Source organism: Dyella kyungheensis (assembly GCF_049913195.1).
GTDB classification, from domain to species: Bacteria; Pseudomonadota; Gammaproteobacteria; order Xanthomonadales; family Rhodanobacteraceae; genus Dyella; species Dyella kyungheensis.
Window position 1 is genome coordinate 1130170 of the sequence record NZ_CP183983.1, and the last position, 16662, is coordinate 1146831.

Annotated in this window: 13 protein-coding genes; all 13 read left to right on the top strand. The window is 65.1% G+C overall.

Annotation, left to right across the window (positions count from 1 at the left end; all coding sequences use genetic code 11):
- Positions 1 to 32: 32 nt before the first annotated feature.
- Entirely contained in the window at positions 33 to 1346 is a 1314-nt protein-coding gene (locus ACN9MB_RS04840) for an ABC transporter permease (RefSeq protein WP_204634958.1), read from the top strand.
- Between the two features lie 10 nt (positions 1347 to 1356).
- Positions 1357 to 2589, top strand: a complete 1233-nt coding sequence (locus ACN9MB_RS04845) for an ABC transporter permease (RefSeq protein WP_426270961.1) — start codon at positions 1357 to 1359, stop codon at positions 2587 to 2589.
- 59 nt (positions 2590 to 2648) lie between these two features.
- A complete protein-coding gene (locus ACN9MB_RS04850) occupies positions 2649 to 3962 on the top strand; it encodes an ABC transporter permease (RefSeq protein ID WP_204635862.1) in 1314 nt (437 codons plus the stop codon).
- A gap of 13 nt (positions 3963 to 3975) precedes the next feature.
- Positions 3976 to 5205: an ABC transporter permease gene (locus ACN9MB_RS04855; RefSeq protein ID WP_426270962.1), complete on the top strand. Its 1230-nt coding sequence runs from the start codon at positions 3976 to 3978 to the stop codon at positions 5203 to 5205.
- 32 nt (positions 5206 to 5237) lie between these two features.
- Positions 5238 to 6542: an ABC transporter permease gene (locus ACN9MB_RS04860; protein ID WP_426270963.1), complete on the top strand. Its 1305-nt coding sequence runs from the start codon at positions 5238 to 5240 to the stop codon at positions 6540 to 6542.
- Between the two features lie 2 nt (positions 6543 to 6544).
- Positions 6545 to 7768, top strand: a complete 1224-nt coding sequence (locus ACN9MB_RS04865; RefSeq protein ID WP_426270964.1) for an ABC transporter permease — start codon at positions 6545 to 6547, stop codon at positions 7766 to 7768.
- A gap of 17 nt (positions 7769 to 7785) precedes the next feature.
- Positions 7786 to 9108 (top strand): ABC transporter permease, encoded by a 1323-nt coding sequence (locus tag ACN9MB_RS04870; RefSeq protein WP_426270965.1) that lies wholly within the window; start codon positions 7786 to 7788, stop codon positions 9106 to 9108.
- The gene (locus tag ACN9MB_RS04875) at positions 9087 to 10328 is read left to right on the top strand and encodes an ABC transporter permease (RefSeq protein ID WP_426270966.1); all 1242 of its coding nucleotides are present in this window, start codon (positions 9087 to 9089) and stop codon (positions 10326 to 10328) included. Before ACN9MB_RS04870 ends, ACN9MB_RS04875 begins: the two co-directional genes overlap by 22 nt.
- A 135-nt stretch (positions 10329 to 10463) precedes the next feature.
- On the top strand, positions 10464 to 12269 hold the full coding sequence (locus ACN9MB_RS04880; RefSeq protein WP_426270967.1) for a DUF885 domain-containing protein: 1806 nt from the start codon (positions 10464 to 10466) through the stop codon (positions 12267 to 12269).
- Positions 12270 to 12415: 146 nt separating this feature from the next.
- A complete protein-coding gene (locus ACN9MB_RS04885; protein ID WP_426270968.1) occupies positions 12416 to 13753 on the top strand; it encodes a sigma-54-dependent transcriptional regulator in 1338 nt (445 codons plus the stop codon).
- A gap of 156 nt (positions 13754 to 13909) precedes the next feature.
- Positions 13910 to 14227 (top strand): hypothetical protein, encoded by a 318-nt coding sequence (locus ACN9MB_RS04890; protein WP_204634969.1) that lies wholly within the window; start codon positions 13910 to 13912, stop codon positions 14225 to 14227.
- 28 nt (positions 14228 to 14255) lie between these two features.
- Positions 14256 to 15638, top strand: a complete 1383-nt coding sequence (locus ACN9MB_RS04895) for a sensor histidine kinase (RefSeq protein ID WP_204634970.1) — start codon at positions 14256 to 14258, stop codon at positions 15636 to 15638.
- 66 nt (positions 15639 to 15704) lie between these two features.
- On the top strand, positions 15705 to 16658 hold the full coding sequence (locus ACN9MB_RS04900) for an SPFH domain-containing protein (protein ID WP_426270969.1): 954 nt from the start codon (positions 15705 to 15707) through the stop codon (positions 16656 to 16658).
- The last annotated feature ends 4 nt before the right edge of the window (positions 16659 to 16662 follow it).

A 16662-nucleotide genomic window follows, 5' to 3' on the forward strand; every position in this document is an offset into this window, starting at 1 on the left:
GAGGCGGCCATACGCCTTCGTGAAGGACGATCATGTTCGCCTATTACCTCCAGCTTGGCTTGCGCAGCCTCCGAAAAAACCCGCTGTTGACCCTGCTGATGGTGTTGGCGATCGGCTGTGGCGTGGCCGCGTCGATGACCACCTACTCGGTGTTCCGCGCCACCTCCAACAATCCGATTCCGCAGAAGTCCTCGCAGCTGTTCGTGCCGCAGATCGACAACTGGGGTCCTGACGCGTCGCAGGACAACAAGGGCGAGCCGCCCAATGCGATGACCTATACCGACGCCATCAACCTGATGCGCGACAAGCGTGCCACGCGGCAGACGGCCCTGTTTCCCGCGGCGGTGTCGATCGTGCCGGCCGATCCGCAGATGCTGCCGTTCCGCGAAACCAGCTACGCCTGGTATGCCGACGCGTTTGCGATGTTCGACATTCCCTTCCTTTATGGCCACGGCTGGACGGCGGACGAGGATGCCTCGCATGCCGCCGTGGCGGTGATCGGCAAGAAGCTCAACGAGAAGCTGTTCAACGGCGCCAACAGCGTGGGCCGCAACATCAACCTCAACGGCCGCGACTATCGCATCATCGGCGTGGCCAACACCTGGAATCCCGAGCCGGTGTTCTACGACGTCATCAACACCAACGGTTTCGATGACCCCATCGAGGTGTTCATGCCGTTCACCCGCGCGGTCGAACTGCAGACGACGACCAACGGCAACAACAATTGCAGCAAGGACCCGGGCAAGGGTTGGGATGCGTGGATCGGCTCCGAGTGCGTCTGGCTCGGCTTCTGGGCGGAACTGCCGTCCAAGGAGAAGGCCGATGCGTACCGCCAGTATCTCAATGGCTACGCCGCTGAACAGCAGCGCTCCGGCCGCTTCCGCTGGGCGCCCAATACACGCCTGCGCAACGTCACCGAGTGGCTGGAGTACCAGAAGGTGGTGCCGCAGGAAGCCAAGGTATCGCTGCTGGTGTCGCTCGGCTTCCTGCTGATCTGCCTGGTCAATACGGTGGGCCTGCTGCTGGCGAAATTCATGAAGCGCTCGTCGGAGATCGGCGTGCGCCGCGCCCTGGGTGCGCCGCGCAAGGAGATCTATCTGCAGTTCCTGATCGAAGCGGCAGCCATCGGGCTGGCCGGCGGCGTCGTGGGTCTGATCCTCACGGGCCTGGGCGTGATGGGCATCTCGCTGGTGTTTGAACCGGACATCGCCAAGCTCGCCACGCTCGATGTGTCGCTGGTGCTGCTCACCATGCTGCTGGCCGTGCTGTCGACCGTGCTGGCGGCGTTCTATCCGACATGGCGTGCTGCGCAGGTGCAGCCGGCATGGCAGCTGAAATCCAACTGAGGCGACGACGATGCTACAGATCAAGCCCATTCTCGCCGCGCTCAAGCGTCACAAGGCAGGCACGATCCTCATCGCGATGCAGATCGCCTTGACCTTGGCGATCGTCTGCAACGCGATCTTCATCATCCACCAGCGGCTGGATCGCGTGCAGCGTCCCACCGGCATGGTGGAAAGCGACCTGATGACCATCCAGAACCGCTTCGTCGGCACCGAGGAAAGCAAGGCCGCGCCGCTGGTCAAGGCCGATCTTCAGGCCCTGCGCCAGCTGCCCGGCGTGCAGGACGCGGTGGCGCTCAATTCCTATCCGCTGCGCGGTGGCGGCTGGTCCACCGGCGTGCGCACCGATCCGGATGCAAAGAATTCCAAGGGGCACACCACCCAGTATTTCGGCGATGAGCACACCTTGCCGACGCTGGCCGTCAAGCTCATTGCCGGCCGCAATTTCCGCGCTGACGAAATCGTGGAAGCCGATCCGCAGGCGATTCCCGATCCCGCCGTGATCATCGTCAGCAAGGCCTTGGCGGAGAAGATGTATCCGGAAGGCAGCGCACTGGGCAAGACCATCTATATCGGCGATTCCAAATCGCCCAGCACCATCGTAGGCATCGTCGAACGCCTGCAGGTGCCGTGGAATGGCACCTGGTCCGACACCTTCTACGAGAACTCGCTGATCCAGCCGGTGCAGTTGACCAGTGCGTTTACCAACTACGTGATCCGCACCAAGCCGGGCCAGTTGGCCGACGTGTTGAAGGCGGCGCCGGCAGCGCTGGTGAAGGCCAACCGCATGCGCGTGATCCCGTCCGAGCGCGGTGTGCGCACGTTCGCCCAGGTGCGTGAGGCTGCCTACAAGGGCGACCGCGGCATGGCCATCCTGATGGGCGTGGTGTGCCTGGTGCTGTTGGGCATCACGGCAGCGGGCATCGTCGGCCTCACCAGCTTCTGGGTCGGGCAGCGGCGCAAGCAAATCGGCGTGCGTCGCGCGCTGGGTGCCACCAAGCACGACATTCTCAGCTACTTCCTCACCGAGAACTTGCTCATCGGCATTGCCGGCGTGTTGATCGGCGCCTTCCTGGCGGTCGGCATGAACCTGTGGCTGGTGACGCAGTTCGAGATGGCGCGCCTGTCGGCGGTCTATGTGGTGGTGGGCGTGATCGCGTTGTTGCTGTTGGGGCAGGGCGCCACGCTGGCACCGGCCATGCGCGCCTCGCGGGTATCGCCAGTGGAAGCCACGCGTTCGGTCTGATCGGCGCGTGTCGTTGAAGTACACGGAATGTCGGAGAGCATGAGGTAACGATGAGCGGCATGTTTGTCCACAACCTGCGACTGGGCACAGCGAGCCTTCGACGCAACGTCCTGCTGACGGCATTGATGATCATGTCGATCGGCTTCGGCGTGGCGGCGTCGATGGTGACGTTCGCCGTGTTCCGGGCGGTGTCGGGCGATCCGATTCCGCACAAGTCCTCGCAGCTGTTCGTGCCGCTGATCGATAACCGCGGGCCGCAGTACAACCGCCATGGCGAGCCGCCTTCGGCGCTCAACTACGTCGATGCCGTGGCGCTGATGCGCGCGCACAAGGCCGAACGCCAGACCATGATCTATCCGGTGGCGCTCTCGGTGATGCCGGACGATCCCCAACGCATGCCGTTCAAGGCGCCCGGTTACGCCACCTACGGCGACTTCTTCAGCATGTTCGACGTGCCGTTCCAGTACGGCAGCGGCTGGGGCAGTGCGGAAGACGAGGCACGCGAGCCGGTGATCGTGATCAGCCGCGCGCTCAACCAGAAGCTCTACGGTGGCAACAACAGCGTCGGCCGGCGGGTGATTCTCGACGACCGCCAGTACCGCATCGTGGGTGTCACCGACAACTGGGATCCCAAGCCGCGCTTCTTCGATACCTTCAGCGGCAACGCCTACGCCGATCCGGCGCAGATCTATCTGCCCTTCAGCTACGCGATTGCGCAGCACATCGATACCCGCGGCAACAACAACTGCGGCAGCGACGGCAAGCGCGGCGATACCTGGGAAACCTGGCTGCACGGCGAATGCGTGTGGATCAGCCCGTGGGTCGAGCTGAGCAGCGTCGCGCAGGTGCAGGCGTACCGGCAATTCCTCGACGGTTATGCGCGGGAGCAGCGCGAGGCGGGGCGCTTCAACTGGGCGCCGAACAACCGTCTGCGCAACGTGCGGGAGTGGCTGGACTACCAGCGCGCGGTGCCGCAGGAGAGCCGCATCTCGATGACGCTGGCGTTCGGCTTCCTGGTGATCTGCCTGGTCAACACCATCGGCCTGCTGCTGGCGAAGTTCATGCGCCGTGCGCCGGAAATCGGCGTGCGCCGCGCGCTGGGTGCGTCGCGCGGCGACATCTACCGACAGTTCCTGGCCGAGGCGGCGATGGTCGGACTCGCTGGCGGCGCGCTGGGACTCCTGCTCACGACCATCGGCATGTTCGGCCTCGACCTGGTGTTCGAACCGCAGATCGCGCGACTGGCGCATCTGGATGCATCGCTGGTGCTGCTGACCCTGCTGGTGGCCATCACGGCCACGGTGATCGCGGCGTTCTATCCCACCTGGCGGGCGGCGCAAGTGCAGCCTGCCTGGCAGCTCAAGTCCAACTGAGGGGGCGCGAACCATGCAGATCAAGCCGATTCTTTCCGCATTGCGCCAGCACAAGGCGGGCACCTTCCTGATCGCCGCGCAGATTGCCTTGACGCTGGCCATCGTGTGCAACGCCTTGTTCATCATCCAGCAGCGCGTGGCGCACTTGTCCGAGCCGACCGGCATCGACGAGCCGAACATCTTCGTGATCAAGAGCGAGTGGGTGGGCGCACCGGCGCCCGATCAGGCCGACGCGCAGATGCGCGCGGACCTGCAGGCGCTGCGCCAGCTCCCCGGCGTGCAGGACGCCACGCCCAGCAATTCGTATCCGTTGCGTGGCGATGGCTGGGACGATGCGGTGCGGCTCAAGCCCGACCAGGCCCAGGACAGTTCCGGCTCGACCATCTACTTCGCCGACGAGCATTTCATCGATACGCTGGGTCTAAAGCTGATCGCCGGACGCAATTTCCGGGCCGAGGAAGTCGGCCACATGGATATGCGCTACAAGCTGGCGCCCCCGCTGGTCATGATCACCAAGGCGCTGGCCGAGAAGCTCTTTCCGGGCGACACCGCGGTGGGCAAGACGATCTACCTGATCGGCGGCCCCGCCACCGTGGTGGGCGTGGTCGAGATGCTGCAGGCGCAAAGCGTGGAGCACTGGGCCTCGGATTTCGCCTATCGCGCGGTGATCATTCCCGAGCGGCTCAATGTCTCATTGGGCACGTTCTACATCGTGCGCGCCAGGCCCGGGCAGTTGGACGCGGCCATGCAGGCGGCCGCCAAGGCGCTGTTCGCGCAGAACCCGCGGCGGGTGATCAACGACGACGACGGCGTGCTCAGCTTCAGCGAGGTGCGCTCGCGCGCCTACGAGCGAGACCGCGGCATGGCGATCTTGATGGGCGTGATCTGCGTGGTGCTGCTGGCGATCACGGCCGCAGGCATCGTCGGACTCACCAGTTTCTGGGTGGGCCAGCGCCGCAAGCAGATCGGCGTACGGCGCGCGCTGGGCGCCACCCAGCTGGACGTGCTGCGCTATTTCATGACCGAGAACCTGCTGATCAGTTGCGGCGGCGTGCTGATGGGCGCGGTGCTGGCGATTGCGATCAATCTTTGGATGGTCACCCGCTTCGAGATGCATCGGCTCTCGCTGATGTACCTGATCGTGGGCGTGGTGTTGCTGCTGTTGCTGGGCCAGGGTGCGGTGCTCGCGCCGGCGCTTCGTGCGTCGCGGGTACCGCCGGTGGAGGCCACGCGATCGGTGTGATCGCGTGGAAGGCGCTAGGAGGGGATACCAATATGCTCGGCTATTACTTTGACCTGGCGCTACGCAGCCTCAGGCGCAACAAGATGCTCACCGCCTTGATGGTGGTGGCCATTGCGCTGGGTATCGGCGCCAGCATGACCACACTGACCGTGCTGCACGTGCTCTCGGGCGATCCGCTGCCGGGCACCAGCAGCACGCTATTCTACCCGCAGGTCGATCCGCGCGACATGGACGGCTACGAGGAAGGCAAGCGTCCGCCGGAACAGGTCAGCTGGGTCGATGGCATGAACCTGCTGCGCGCCAAACGCGCGGATCGCCAGGCGCTGATGACCGGCGGCGCGGTGCCGGTGCAGCCGGCGCAGTCGAACATCGATCCGTTCTTCAGCGATGCGCGCTACACCAGCAGCGACTTCTTCCCGATGTTCAAGGTGCCGTTCCTCTACGGCCGTCCCTGGAGCGAATCGGAGGATGGCGCGAAGGCGCGCGTGGTGGTGATCAGCCGCACGCTCAACGAGAAATTGTTTGGCGGCAAGGACAGCGTCGGGCAGACGCTGCGTATGAAGGACACCGCGTTCCAGGTAGTGGGCGTGATCGACCTGTGGCGCCCCAGCCCGCGCTTCTACGACCTGAACATGGACAGCTACGGCTCGCTGGAAGATGTCTTCGTGCCGCTGAGCACCGCGCGCGACGTGCACTTCGAGCACAGTGGTTCCACCGATTGCTGGGGCACCGGCGGCGGCGACGAGGAGCACGCCGAAACCTCGCCCTGCGTGTGGCTGCAGTTCTGGGTGCAGCTCAACGATACCGGCAAGGTCGCCGCGTATCGCGACTATCTGGTGCACTACTCGCAGGAGCAGAAGGCGCTCGGCCGCTTCCAGCGTCCGCCCAATGCGCAACTGCCCGGCCTGATGGAATGGCTGGACATCAACAAGGTGGTACCGGGCGACGTGCGCCTGCAGACCTGGCTGGCGCTCGGTTTCCTGCTGGTCTGCCTGGTCAATACGGTCGGCTTGATGCTGGCGAAGTTCCTGAGGCGCTCCGGCGAGCTCGGTGTGCGGCGCGCTTTGGGAGCTTCCAAGCGTGAAGTGTTCGCCCAACTGCTGGTGGAATCGGGAGTGATCGGATTGGCCGGCGGATTCTTCGGCCTGCTGCTGGCGTTTGTCGGGCTGTGGCTGGTGCGCAAGCAGCCGTCCAGTTACGCGGCGCTGGCGCATATGAGTTCCGGCATGCTGCTGGTGACTTTCCTCCTCGCGGTTGGCGCGACCCTGCTTGCCGGTCTTCTGCCAGCCTGGCGTGCCTGCCAGATCACTCCTGCGTTGCAACTGAAGAGCCAATGACCATGGACATTCTTCCGATTCTTTCGACGCTGCGCCGGCACAAGACCACCGCCTTCCTGGTGATCGCGGAAATCGCCTTGACCTGCGCCATCGTGTGCAACGCGGTCTTCATCATCAACCAGCGCATCGAGCGCATCCACATGCAGAGCGGGGTGGACGAACAGCGCTTGCTGCACATCGCGCTGGCCAATATCGGCGTGACCAAGGACGACAAGGCGCGTCGTGCCGAAGACCTGGCCGCCTTGCAGCAGGTGCCGGGCGTGATCTCGGTGGCTTCGGTTAACCAGGTACCGTTCGGCAACTCTTCGTCCAACGGCAGCATCAAGCTCGATCCGAAGCAGCGCCTGGCCACGCTCAACGCCACCGACTACTTCGGCGAGAACGTGACGCAGACGCTGGGTACGCAGCTGATCGCCGGACGCGAGCTGCACGCCGACGACTACATGGACATGGATCAGGTCGTCAATGCCGCCGCCGCCAAGGACGCCAAGGGCATTCCGCATGTCACGGTGATCACGCAGAAGATGGCCGAGCGCCTGTGGCCCGGGCAGCCGGCGCTGGGCAAGCAGATCTACATGTCCGACTACGCGTTCACCGTGGTGGGGGTGGTGAAGGAGTTGATCCGGCCGTCCATCTGGGACGACTCCGCAGCGAGCTACACGATGGTGCTGCCGGTTCGGGTGGCGAACAACGAATACATCCTGCGGGTGGACGATCCGAAGAATCGCGAACGCGTGCTCAAGGCGGCGGTGGCCAAGCTCAAGGAGATCAATCCGCATCGCGTCGTGCTCAAGCAGCATCTGCTGTCGAACATGCGCGAGGACTTCTTCCAGAACGATCGCGCGATGACCGGCCTGCTGATGGGCGTCTGCGTGGCGCTCCTTGTGGTCACGGCATTGGGCATCGTCGGCCTGGGCAGTTTCTGGGTGGCGCAACGCCGTCGGCAGATTGGCGTTCGGCGTGCACTGGGGGCCACGCGCAGCAACATCCTGCGCTACTTCCAGACCGAGAACTTCCTGCTCGCCACCATCGGCATCGGCGTGGGCATGGTGCTGGCCTACGGCATCAACCTGCTGCTGATGGTGCATTACGAGTTGCCCCGCTTGCCGGCGATCTACTTCCCGGTGGGTGCGCTGCTGCTCTGGACGATCGGGCAACTGGCGGTGCTGGGCCCGGCGATGCGTGCGGCAGCGGTGCCGCCGGTGGTCGCCACGCGTTCGGTGTAACAAGGGGAGGCAAGGGAATGTTCGGTTACTACCTCGACCTGGCGCTGCGCAGCCTGGGCCGCAACAAGGTGCTGACGTCGCTGATGGTGCTGGCCATTGCCGTGGGCATCGGCGCCAGCATGACCACGCTGACGGTGGTGCACCTGCTTTCCGGCGATCCGTTACCGGGACGCAGCCAGGCGATCTTCTATCCGCAGGTGGATGCGTATCCCGGCAACAAGGACAGCGCCGAGCCGCTGGACATGCTGGATTACCGCTCGGCCGTCGATCTATGGAGTGCCCGGCGCGCCGACCGGCAGGCGCTGGTGGTGCAGAGCACGGTGCGTTTGAACACGGCGGATGCCGCCAAGCCTGCCGTGATGATGCCGATGTTGTCGGCCACGGCAGACTTCTTCAGCATGTTCAACGTGCCGTTCCGCTATGGCGGCCCCTGGAGCGAACAGGATGATGCGTCCCGCGCACGGGTGGCCGTGATTACCGACGACCTCAATCAGAAACTGTTCGCTGGCGAGAACAGCGTGGGGCGTGTCTTGCGCCTGCGCAACAACGATGTGCGCATCGTGGGCGTGCTCAAGCCGTGGCGGCCCTCGCCACAGTTCTACGCCGTACGTGGCGGCCGTTTCGCGGCAGGCGACACCAGCGACTTCTACGCCAAGCCGGAGGATGTGATCACACCGTTCTTCACGGGACTGGAGGTCAACGATGGCAATTTCCAGCAGTTCACCTGCTGGCACATGCCTGAGCATCCGGGACATCTGCAGGATGCCCCCTGCGCGTGGGTCGCACTGTGGGTCCAGCTTAACGATGCAACGCGGGTCGCTGCCTATCGACGTTTCGTGGCCGACTACGCGGCACAGCAGCAGTCGATCGGCCGTTTCACGCATGCGGGCAACACGCGCCTGCGCAACTTGATGGGATGGCTGAATTTCAACGGCGTGCTGCCCAGCAACGTGCGCCTGCAGGCGTGGCTGGCGGTGGCGTTCCTGGTCATTTGCCTGGTCAATATGGTCGGCCTGCTGCTGGCAAAATTCCTGCGCCGCAGTGGTGAAATCGGTTTGCGACGCGCACTGGGTGCAAGCCGTGCGGCGGTGTTCGCCCAGTACATGGTGGAGTCGGCCATGATCGGGCTGATCGGCGGCATGTGCGGCTGGTTGCTTACGTTGGCCGGGCTTTGGTTCATCCGGCAACAACCGGTGGCCTATGCGGATCTCGCTCGCCTGGACGTGCCGATGTTCCTGCTCACGTTCCTTGCTGCGATCGGCGCCAGCCTGCTGGCCGGAGCGCTTCCGGCCGTGCGTGCGTGCCGCGTGGTGCCGGCATGGCAATTGAAGTCCCTGTGAGGCCGACCGTGACGCAATTCGCTCCCATTCTTTGTGCCTTGCGCCGGCATCGCCTCGCGACGGCGTTGATCGCATTTGAGATCGCACTCGCCTGCGCGGTGTTGTGCAATGCCTGTTTCCTTATCGTGGGACAGCTGCAGGCGTTGCATATCGAGAGCGGCGTGGCCGAGTCCTCGCTGGCGCAGATCAGCCTCGGTTGCGACGGCTGCAAGGGCGCCGACCTCAACGCACGCGTGACCACTGCATTGCGCGCCGTGCCGGGCGTACAGTCGGTGGCGGTGGTCAATGCCGCTCCGTTCGGGCAACCCGCTGGCTACGCCGGCATCAGCCTCGATCGGGAACATTTCATCGGTGTGCCGCACTTTTACGCGGGCGGCCCCGGTGCGGTGGAAACGCTGGGGCTGCAATTGGTGGCCGGACGCGCGTTCCAGCCAGACGATTTTCAGACGGCCGAACTTTGGCTTCCGCAAGATACCTCCGTGTGGATCACGCGCGCATTTGCCCAGCGTCTTTGGCCGGGACAAGACCCGCTGGGCAAGGAGTTCTGGTCGGACAAGTACCACTTCCGCGTGATCGGCGTGATGGCGCACCTGACGCCTCCCGATCCGGGCGGCGGCCACGGCGACAGCGCCGGCGAGTGGTCGGTGTTCGTGCCGGTGATTCCGGGCGCCTCGCTCAATGGTGTCTACGTCCTGCGCGCGAGTCCCGCCGATCTCCCGCGCGTCCTTCGCGAGGCTCGCGAAGCGGCCCAGAAGGCAGCCCCGGAGGCGGTGCTCGATCTGCAACAGAGCCGCACGCTGCCCGAGCTGCGCGCGGACTTTTTCCGACAGACGCGCGTGATGGTCGGCACTCTCGCCGGCGTCATCGTCGCACTGCTGCTGGTCACCGCACTGGGCATCGTGGGCCTGGCCAGTTTCTGGGTGCAGCAACGGCGCAAGCAGATCGGTATCCGCCGTGCCATCGGCGCCACGCGCAGCGACATTCTGCATTACTTCCAGGCGGAAAATTTCCTGATCGTGACCGTGGGCATCGTCATCGGCATGGTGATGACCTTCGCACTCAACCTGATGCTGATGAAGTTCTACGAAGTGCCACGCCTGCCGGTGTATTACCTGCCGATAGGCGCGCTGGTGCTGTGGGCGCTGGGCCAGCTCGCCGTGCTGGCCCCGGCCAGGCGCGCGGCCGAGGTGCCCCCGGTGGTGGCGACGCGATCGGTGTAACAGGCGTGCGAGGGGCAAGAGCCTGCTTCCGCCCTCGTACACCATTTAGCTGAACGGGAAGCGTGCAGTTCGGCACGGGCGGCCCGGCGTGCAGTATGCAAAATTGGGGGTTATCTCAACCCGAGGGGTGTACCCATGAAGATTGGACCACGAATGCTCCTGGTCGGCCTGGCGCTGTCTGCCGCCTGTGCCGCCTCGACGCAGGCCGCCACGGCGGATGTTGCCACGCGCGAGAAGGCGCTGAACGACCTGCTGGCGGAGCAGTGGCAGCACACCCTGGAGAACTCGCCGGAGTTCGCCACCATTCTGGGCGACCTGCGCTACAACAACCGCTGGTCGGATGTTTCGCTGGCCCACCTGAACGCCGAGGTCGCCAAGAACCAGGAGTTCCTCAAGCGCTTCCAGGCCATCGACACCACTGGCTTTTCCGACGACGACAAGCTCAACCAGCAGCTGATGGTTCGCCAGTTGCAGGATGCGCTGAAGTCGCATCAGCTGAAGCTCGACGAGATGCCGCTGGACCAGATGAGCGGCGCGCACCTGCAGCTGGCCGGCTTCATCAGCTCCATTCCGTTCGACAACACCAAGGAATACGACGACTACCTGGCCCGCCTGAAGGCCGTGCCGACGCTGTTCGAGCAGGTCACAGGCGTGGCGCAGCAGGGCCTGAAGGACGGCATGATGCCGCCCAAGTACTTGCTGGAGAAGGTCGTCACGCAGATCGACAGCATCGGCAAGTCGGCCGGCATGGACAGCGTGTTCGCCGAACCGCTGAAGCATTTTCCCAAGTCGGTGTCCGCGGCCGACCAGAAGCGCCTGCATGACGCCATCCTCGCGGCGATCGACCAGCAGGTGCGTCCGGCGTACCAGAAGCTCGGCGCGTTCGTGAAGAACGATTACGCCCCGCACGGCCGCAGCGAGCCGGGCGTGTGGCAGTTGCCCAATGGTGCGGCGATCTATGCGTTCCAGGTGGAGCAGATGACCACCACCAAGGAAAGCCCGCAGCGCATCCACGAGATCGGCCTGTCCGAAGTGAAGCGCATCGAAGGCGAGATGACCGAGATCGCCAAGCAGCAGGGCTTCAAGGATTTGCCGAGCTTCCGCGAATCGCTGAAGACCAACCCGAAGGTGCATGCGGCTTCGCGCGAGGACATCCTCAACCGTTACCGCAATTACCTGGCCGGCATGCAGCCGGAGCTGCCCAAGCTGTTCGGCCTGCTGCCCAAGACCAAGGTGGAAGTGGTGCCGGTGGAAGCGTTCCGCGAGAAGGAAGCTGCCGCGGCCGAGTATCATCAGGGCACGCCCGATGGTTCGCGTCCGGGCCAGATCTTCGTCAACACCGGCGACTACCAGAACCGCAGCGTGCTGAGCATCGAGTCCACCGCCTATCACGAAGGCATCCCGGGCCATCACATGCAGATCTCGATCGCGCAGACCCTGCCCAAGCTGCCGCCGTTCCGCCAGCAGGCGGGCTACACGGCATACATCGAAGGCTGGGCGCTGTATGCGGAGCAGCTGGGCAAGGAAGTGGGCTTCTACAAGGACCCGCTCTCCTACTACGGCCACCTCTCCGATGAGCTGCTGCGCGCGGACCGCCTCGTGCTGGACACGGGAGTGCACTACAAGCACTGGTCGCGCCAGCAGATGATCGACTTCTTCCATGCCCATTCCAGCGAGGACGAGCCGGATGTACAGGCCGAAACCGACCGCTACATCACCTGGGGCGGCCAGGCGCTGGCGTACAAGATGGGTCAGTTGAAGATCCTCGAGCTGCGTGCGCGTGCCAAGCAGCAGCTGGGCGAGCAGTTCGACATCCGCGCCTTCCACGACGAAATCCTGGGCGGCGGCGCACTGCCGCTGGACGTGCTCGAAGCACGCACCGACGCCTGGATCGCCGCGGTGAAGGCAGGCAAGGCACCGGCGCATCCCGTGGCCGGTTGATCCCGTTGCGCGCCGTCCCCGGGGCGGCGCGCGCATCCCGGATCGGTGTCGGACGGGTGGCTGAACGATGAATCGCCACGAATCGTCCGATTGATGGCAACCTTTTGGCGTGGAGATGCATCCACGTCTACATGTGCAAGCGACGAATGCGAACCGTACTGATCATCGACGACAACCCGGCCGTGGGCGAGGCGCTGTCCCTGGCGCTCTCGCTGCATGAGATCCGCCCGCTGATTGCGCTCACCCAGGAGCAAGGCCTGGCCATGCTCGAGACCGAGCGGGTGGACGTGGTGATCCAGGACATGAATTTCACCGCCGATACCACCTCGGGCGAGGAGGGCATCGCGCTGTTCCGCGAGCTGCGCCAGCGCCATCCCGACATGCCGGTGATCCTGCTCACCGCCTGGACGCATCTGGAAACCGCGGTGGAGCTGGTCAAGGCCGGCGCCGCCGACTATCTCGCCAAGCCGTGGGACGACGCCAAGCTGCTCGCCACGGTGGAAAACCTGCTCGAGCTTTCCGAATCCACCCGCGAAGTGACGCGCGCCCGCAACGAGCGCCGCAAGCGCCGTGAGGACCTGCAGCGCCGCTACGACCTCGACGGCATCGTGTTCGCCTCCGAAGCGATGGCGCGCACGCTGGACCTGGCTTGCCAGGTGGCACGTTCGGACGTTCCCGTGCTGATCACCGGCCCCAACGGCGCCGGCAAGGAGCGCATCGCCGCCATCGTGCATGCCAATTCGGCGGTCAAGCGCGGCCAGTTCATTGCGGTGAACTGCGGCGCGCTGCCGGGCGAGCTGATCGAAGCTGAGCTGTTCGGTGCCGAAGCAGGCGCCTATACCGGTGCCAACAAGGCGCGCGAAGGGCGCTTCGAATTGGCCGACGGCGGCACGCTGTTCCTCGACGAGATCGGCAACCTGCCGTTGTCGGGCCAGGTGAAGCTGCTGCGCGTGCTGGAAACCGGCCAGTTCGAGCGCCTGGGCTCGGGCCGCACGCGCCAGGTGAAGGTGCGCGTGCTCAGCGCCACCAATGCCGATCTCAAGGCGATGATCCGCGCGGGCACCTTCCGCGAGGATCTGTACTACCGCCTCAACGTGATCGAAGTGAACCTGCCGCCGCTGGCCGATCGCGTCGACGATATCCTGCCGCTGGCCGAGTTCTTCCTCGATGGCCGTGCCGAGCTGACCGACGCCGCGCGCGATTCGATGCTGGGCTATCCCTGGCCGGGCAACGTGCGCGAATTGAAGAACTCGATCGAGCGCGCTGCGCTGCTGAGCAGCGACGGGCGCATCACGCCTGAACAGCTCAACCTGCCGCAGGTCGCCACGGCCGCGGCGCGCAATCTGGACGAGCCCAGCCGCGAGACGGTGGAAGCCGCACTGGGCAAGGCCGGCGGCGTGGTCAGCCGGGCCGCCCAGTCGCTGGGCCTGTCGCGGCAGGCGTTGTACCGCCGGATGGAGCGCTACGGTTTGGCCCAGGCGTGAGGGTAGAAGACCCCTGTGGGAGCGCACTTGTGCGCGACATAGGCCTCGCGAAAAGCCGTCGCGCACAAGTGCGCTCCCACAGACAGCCAAACCGCGGCACGATTGCCCACGCCCCCAAGCCCGAGCATGATATCGACCGTGCCGAAGGAGTCCGCCATGCGACACCGCGCCCTGCTGCTCGTCATCGGCTTGTGCTGCCTGAGCGCCGCGGCCTGGGCCCAGGTCGGCGCGCCATCCAAAGCGCCCAATCTCACCTTGCCCACCATGCCGCCCGCGGCGGCGAGCACGGTGGCGGAGGGGTATCGCGATACCCTGAGCAGCGCGGCCAGCAACGCGCAGCGCTTCAACTTCAACGACGGCAGCGGGAAGGACAGGGCGCCGCCGGACCAGTCGCCGATCCGCGTGATCATCAACAATGGCCGCGGGCCGAACGTGAACTGCGTGCCGATGGGGCCGGGTGCCGCGTGTCACTGATGGCGGCGTTGCCACAAGGAGAGGCTTGATGCGGCTGGGCCTGCGTACGCTCGAGTCGCGCATGATGCTGCTGCTGGGCTTTGCCGGCCTGTCCGGTGCCCTCATCTATGCCGGCGTCACCCAGTGGCCGTTGCCGCAAGTGCTGGTGTGGATGCGCCACGACCTGGGCATCGATCTGGGCACGCCGGCGCATTTCGGTTTCTATGGCGGCCTGATCGTATCGCTGGCGTTCCTGCTGCCGCTGTCGCTGTGGCTGGGGCATCGCGTGATGTCGCCGATCACCAAGCTGCTGCGCGCGCTGGAAGGTGCCGTGGCGAGTTATCGCGACGGCGACTTCAGCTTTTCCATCGCGGCCACGCGTCGCGATGAGTTGGGCGAGCTGATCCGCATGCACAACGCGCTGGGCCAGACCCTGCGCGAGCAGCGCCAGAACCTGGCGCAACGCGAACTGCTGCTCGATACGGTGGTGCAGAACACGCCCGTGGCGCTGGTGCTCACCGACGCCAGCGGTCGCGTCACCTATGCCAACATCGCCGCGCGCCATCTGTTCAACGAGGGACGCACGCTGCACGGCCTGAGCTTTGCCGAACTCATCAGCGACAGCCCCGAGGCGTTGCGCCGCGCGGTGGAGAGCGGCGAAGACGCGCTGCTTACGGTCGAAATGGACGGCGGCGAGGAAACCTTCCATCTTTCGCAGCGCAGTTTCCGCCTGCACGGTCGTCCGCACCGGCTGCAACTGTTCCGTCGTATGACGCGCGAGCTGTCGCGGCAGGAAGTGGCGACCTGGAAGCGCGTGATCCGCGTGATCAGCCACGAGCTCAACAATTCGCTGGCACCCATCTCCTCGCTGGCGCATTCGGGCGCGGAGCTGGCCCGTCGCGGCGATACGACGCGCCTGCCGGGCGTGTTCGCCACCATCGGCGAGCGGGCGCGGCATCTGCACGGCTTCATCGCAGGTTACGCGAGTTTCGCCAAGCTGCCCGCGCCGCAACCCACATCGATCGAATGGAAGCCGTTCATCGAGGCCTTGTCGTTGCACTGCACGTTCCAGGTGCGCGGCTCCTTGCCGGAGCAGCCCGGCTGGTTCGACGCCGCGCAGATCGAGCAGGTGCTGATCAACCTGGTGAAGAACGCGCACGAATCGGGCAGCGCGGAAGACGGCGTGTCGCTGTCGCTGGCGGTGATCGGCCGCGACGTGCGCATCGAAGTGGCCGACCGCGGCCCCGGCATGAGCGAAACCGTGCTGGCGCAGGCCTTGCTGCCGTTCTATTCGACCAAGCGTTCGGGCACCGGCCTGGGCCTGGCGCTGGCGCGCGAGATCACCGAAGCCCATGGCGGCCGCATTGCGTTGGGCAACCGGGAAGAGGGCGGCCTGCGGGTCAGCCTGCTGCTGCCGCTGGGGCCGCGCTAGCCGATTATCCGCTGCCTGCCGGCTCGCCTATACTCGAGCCATCCTTCATGGAACGGAGATCAGGCAATGGGACAGCTTTTCGCTTTGGTAGTGATCGTGGTCGCGGTCATCGTGCTCGCCAAACTGGTGCGCATCGTGCCGCAGGGTTACGAATGGACGGTGGAGCGTTTTGGCCGTTACACGCGCACGCTGTCGCCCGGCCTGCATTTCCTGGTGCCCTTCATCTACACCATCGGGCGCAAGATGAACATGATGGAACAGGTGCTCGATGTTCCTTCGCAGGACGTCATCACCAAGGACAACGCCGTGGTGCGCGTGGACGGCGTGGTGTTCTACCAGGTGCTGGACGCGTCCAAGGCCGCCTATGAGGTGGCCAACCTGGAACAGGCCGCGCTGGCCTTGATCATGACCAATATCCGCACCGTGCTCGGTTCGATGGATCTGGACGAATCGCTCAGCCAGCGCGACGCCATCAATGCCAAGCTGCTGAAGGTGGTCGACGAAGCCACCCACCCGTGGGGCGTCAAGGTCAACCGCATCGAGATCAAGGACATCGCGCCACCGCGCGACCTGGTCGACTCGATGGCCCGCCAGATGAAGGCCGAGCGCGAGAAGCGCGCCAACATCCTCGATGCCGAGGGCTTCCGCCAGGCGGCCATCCTCAAGGCCGAAGGCGAGAAGCAGTCGGTGATCCTGGCTGCCGAAGGCGAGAAGGAAGCCGCTTTCCGCGCCGCCGAAGCGCGCGAACGCTCCGCCGAAGCGGAGGCCAAGGCGACGGCGATGGTGTCCGAGGCGATCGCCAACGGCAACGTCAACGCGCTGAACTACTTCGTCGCCACCAAGTACGTCGAAGCGCTGAAGGAAATGGCCAACTCGCCCAACCAGAAGATGCTGCTGCTGCCGGTGGAATCGTCCGGCATCCTCGGTTCGCTGGCGGGCATCGCCGAACTGGCCAAGGATTCGCTCAGCCAGCAGCAGGCGAGCACCACGGTTCGCCGTACACCGCCGTCGATAAGCTGAGCAC